We start from the raw sequence: 4699 nt of genomic DNA, 5'->3' as shown, positions 1-4699 counted from the left end.
GGCCCCTCGGCCGCGCTGTTGGTCGGGCGTCGCCTGGCCGGCGCGGTGCTGGGGCTGCGGGGTGCCTTGGGCGGCGTGAATTACGAGGTGTTCGCCGGAACGCCGATTTCCCGACCTGACCGATTCAAGACCGCCCCCCTCACCGCAGGCATGAGCCTGACGTGGTCGTACTGACCGGCAGCTCATGCGCTATCTAAAGGACAGCAGAACATGAACCAGCTTTGCTATCGCATCATTTTCAACAAGACTCGCGGCCAGTTCATGGCTGTGGCCGAGACCACCCGCGCTTGCGCGGGCAAGACTACCGTGGGCAGCCGGCCAGGCATCGCCCAAAGCGGTCTTCCTGTAGCACGCCTGAGTTGGATCGGTCTGGCCGTGTTGCTGTTCACTGGAGGGGCCATCGCCACCATGCCGCGGGCTTATGCGCAGATCATCGCCGACCCCGGTGCACCTCGTGCGCAGCAGCCGGTGGTGATCAATACTGCCAATGGCGTCCCGCAGGTCAACATCCAGACGCCGAGCGCAGCCGGTGTATCGCGCAACACCTATAGCCAGTTTGATGTCAATCGTGCCGGAGCCATTCTCAACAATTCCCGAAGTGATATACAGACACAACAAGGTGGTTGGATCCAGCGGAATCCCAATCTCGCCACCGGTACGGCGCGCGTGATCCTCAACGAGGTCAATTCCAGCAGTCCCAGCATGTTGCGTGGCTTTGTCGAAGTGGCCGGAGACCGTGCGCAGGTGATCATCGCCAATCCTTCTGGCGTGACTTGTGATGGCTGCGGGTTCATCAATGCTAGCCGTAGCACCCTGACTACGGGCTCTCCCGTCATGAACAACGGCAGCCTGGACGGCTATGTGGTGCGTGGCGGGCGAGTGCGCATCGAAGGTGCCGGTCTGAGCGATATGCAATCGGACTACACTGATATCATCGCGCGCGCCACTGAGATCAACGCGGGCATCTGGGCCAAGGAGCTGCGCGTGACGACTGGCACCAACCGAGTCAATGCCGAGCATACGCAAGTGACCGCCATGGCAGCCCAAGATGCCGCTCCGGCTTTTGGCGTGGACGTGGGGCAGTTGGGAGGGATGTATGCCAACAAGATCTTTCTGGTGGGGACCGAGGCCGGCGTGGGTATGCGCAACGCCGGCAAGATGGGCGCGGCTATCGGAGAAATCGTGTTAACGGCCGACGGTCGGATCGAGAACAGCGGCAAGGTGAGCGCGCAGGAGCGCGTAAGAATTCAGTCTAGCGGCACTGCTAGCAGCGCGGCACATGAGGTGGTCAATACGGGGGAAATCAGCTCCGTGAACGCCGATGTGAGCGTGCAAAGCGATGGTCGCATCGACAACGGTGGGACGGTCGCGGCCCAGGGCGCTATCGACCTCTCTAGCCAGAGTCTTCGCAACAGCGGATCACTCAGCGCGGCGGGGGGCGCAGTAGCCGTGTCCACCGATGGTAGCGCCGACAATAGCGGACGTATTTTGGCCGCGACCGAGGTGCGTATCGCGAGTGGGACGGCAACCAACAGCGGCAGTATCGCAGCAGCCAATGGCGACATCCGGGCCCAGACACGAGGCGCACTCAGCAATACCGGTACCCTGGTCGCCCAGCGTGATGTCGTCATCAGCGCTCAACAAACGGGCAACAGTGGGGCGGCGCTGGTGAACGCCGGGGCGGTGAGTGCGGTCGGCGGGGCCGTATCGATCAACGCTAGCGGTGGTGTGGACAATACTGGCAACATTGTGGCGCGGGATCATGTTCAACTGGACGTCTCTGCCGTCACAGGAGGCTTAGCCAACCTGGTCAATAGCGGCAATATCAGCACCACACAGGGCTCCGTGAGCTTGCACACTGATGGCAGAATCGACAATGGTGGTGTCGTTACCGCTCAGACCTCGGTAGACATCGTAGCGCGCCAGGCAGGAGCCGGTGCAGGGCCGGTCGGATTGAATAATACCGGGGCGATCAGCGCCGCAGGTGGCACAGCCTCTCTGGCCATCACTGGTGCCATCGACAACAGCGGAAAGATTCTTTCCAGAGATAGGGCCGATATAAGCATCATCGCCGCCGCGGGTAACCAGGGTATCGGTGGCCGCTACGGGTTGCGCAACACTGGCGATCTCGGCGTCAGCAATGGCGCGATGCAGTTGAACGTTGATGGTGGGGTGCTCAATACCGGCGCGGTGATGGGCCAGCAGGGCGTGATGATGGCTGCACGCGCAGCCTCCCGGGCCGCAGCAGCAGGCGCTCCGTTCGACATCGATAACACCGGTAGCATCCATGCCGCCAACGGCCAGGTACAGTTGATGGTTGATGGTCATATCGTCAATGGCGGCACGATCATTGCCTCGCAGTCCTTAAGTCTGATCGCCGACAACCTAGGCCGCAGAAATGGCGTCGGCAATGAGCTTGGCATCGCCAACACAGGCACTATTGGCACCACCGGCGGTGGAGCGAGCCTACAAGCCAATGGTGCCGTCCAAAACGGCGGTGTGATTGCGGCACAAGGCGACGTCAGCATCGAGGCTGCGCAGGGTGGTGCGACGCTGACCAATCAAGGCAAGATTCAGACTGCTACCGGCACCGCGATATTGAAGGCGGATGGCTTGCTCACTAATACCGCCAGCGGCCAGATTACAGGCAGAAACCTGAGCTTGTCCGCTCAGGATGTGGAAAACAACGGTAGCATTGGTGCCCAGGCCAACGCCTCGCTAGCCTCGCGCAGTGGATTCAGGCAGGCCTCGACGGCGGCCTTCGCGGCAGCAGGCAGCATGGCAATCAACCTGCCGGGCAACTACAGTAACGCTGGACAACTGCGTGCCGGTAGTCTCTCGCTGTCGGCCGCGCAGATCGCCAACCTTAATACGGGTGCAATGCAGGCTGATGGCATGATCATCAACGCCAGCGGGACGCTTTCCAACGCTGGCGAAATAAGCACTCGTAATCAGCTAGATGTCACCGCAGCTGAGGTCGGCAACACGGGTGTGATTCTTGGTGACAACCTGACGGTGACGACCGGCACGCTCAATAACGTCGGCAGCAGCGCCCTGCTGGGCGGTGGCAGCAGCGTCTCCCTCTGGGTGAGCAATCTGCTCTACAACCGCAACAATGCTGTGATCTACAGTGCCGGCAATCTGTCCATCGCTGCCAACGCGCAGCGCGATGCGAGTGGCTTGGTCAGTGGTACGGCGCAGATATCCAACGAAGACGCCATCATGGAAGCAGGCGGCAACCTCGACATGGCTGCCGTGAATTTGCGTAATACCCGCAGCGGTGTTGCGGTCAATACGGTGCGTACTCTGGATGAAACCTATGCGATGCACATCGCGTCCTGGTGGCACAACGGCGGCAACGAGCATTACTACAAGCCTGACTCCTCCAATTTCACTGCCTATGAAATTCTCTATGTGAATCCGGCGGATGTACTGGAGACCAAGAGTGTCGTTACGCCGGATGGCTACGTGATTGGAAGGGCCGTCATCCGCACTCACGCCGACGATACCGTTTTCTATAAAGGTATGTCGAGCGCTTGGGACTCTTTCGGTCAGGTGACTCGCGGCAGCGCCACCGACGGCACTCGTGTGCTGTACTTCACGGAGCAACGCGCCAATATCAGTAATCCGGACAAGGTCTCTGGCGGAGATGATCCGCGTGATGGCCGCAATGATGTCAGTTGGCAGCCCATGCCCGGCTACTCCAACCAATATGGCAATTGCACGAACAATTGCATCCGATTTGTTACGGAAAAGGACTATACCGATCCCAACACGACCTTCTTACGCAACACGCAGCGCATCCTCGCGCCCCAGCATGACTCGCTGGAAGTGACCCGCAACGCTCACCATACCGCCAGTGAAGACCAACTTGCGCCCGGAGCCGGATCGGTGGCCGAGATTCGCGCTGGCGGCAATGCCAACATTCGTATCGCTCAATCACTGAGCAATGAATTCAGCAATATCGTGGCTAACGGTGCATTGTGGCTGGGCGGTAGTAACGCTAGCATCACCAATCTGGGCCAGACCTTGTATCGTCGCCACAACTTCGACGGCAAATTTGTCACCACCGGCGGCCTGGTTGTTGCCTACAGTATGCCAAGCATCTCGGAGGTGATCGGCACCACCCAGGGCGCCATCGTGGGCAATGGCGGGTTGAACATCGTAGCCAACAATTTCAGTAATACTGATCTGTCGGCTGGGAGTGCAGCCAACATCCGCAATGACATCACTCCCACAACCGGTAGTGGCCAGTCCATCGGTGGCTTGCTGGGCAATGTGGCCGGCCGTCCTGGCGTCACGACACCAGGCGGCGCACTTCCCTCCACTGGGGGCTTGCCGAGCATGAGCGGCTTCCCCGCTGGAGCCTCATTCCCGCAGAACGGCAACGTTCCTCTCCCCCTTCGACCAGGGGTGTTGTTCCGACCCTCGGCAAGTGCCAGCTATCTACTGGAGACACGTTCCCAATTCACTGACCACCGTACTTGGCTCAGCAGCGACTACCTGCTCACAGCGCTCAACGTTGATCCCTCCACTACCCAAAAACGTCTTGGCGATGGTTTCTACGAGCAGCGTTTGGTGCGTGAGCAAATGGCCCAACTCACCGGTCGGCCCAGCGGCAGCGCCCACGACGACTCCCAATACCAGCAGTTGTTGACCAATGCTGTGAGTGTGGCAAAACGCTGGGACCTGCGCCCCG

General features: G+C 60.1%; 1 protein-coding gene. It reads left to right on the top strand.

Features of this window, described 5'->3' with window-relative positions:
• Positions 1 to 210 precede the first annotated feature (210 nt).
• Positions 211 to 4699, top strand: a 4489-nt coding sequence (locus I5W_RS14740) for a two-partner secretion domain-containing protein (RefSeq protein WP_199901745.1), incomplete at its 3' end; no start/stop codon positions are given.

This window comes from Herbaspirillum sp. B65 (genome assembly GCF_000333555.1).
Taxonomy (GTDB): domain Bacteria; phylum Pseudomonadota; class Gammaproteobacteria; order Burkholderiales; family Burkholderiaceae_D; genus Herbaspirillum; species Herbaspirillum rubrisubalbicans.
This window is presented reverse-complemented; position numbering and strand designations above follow the sequence as displayed.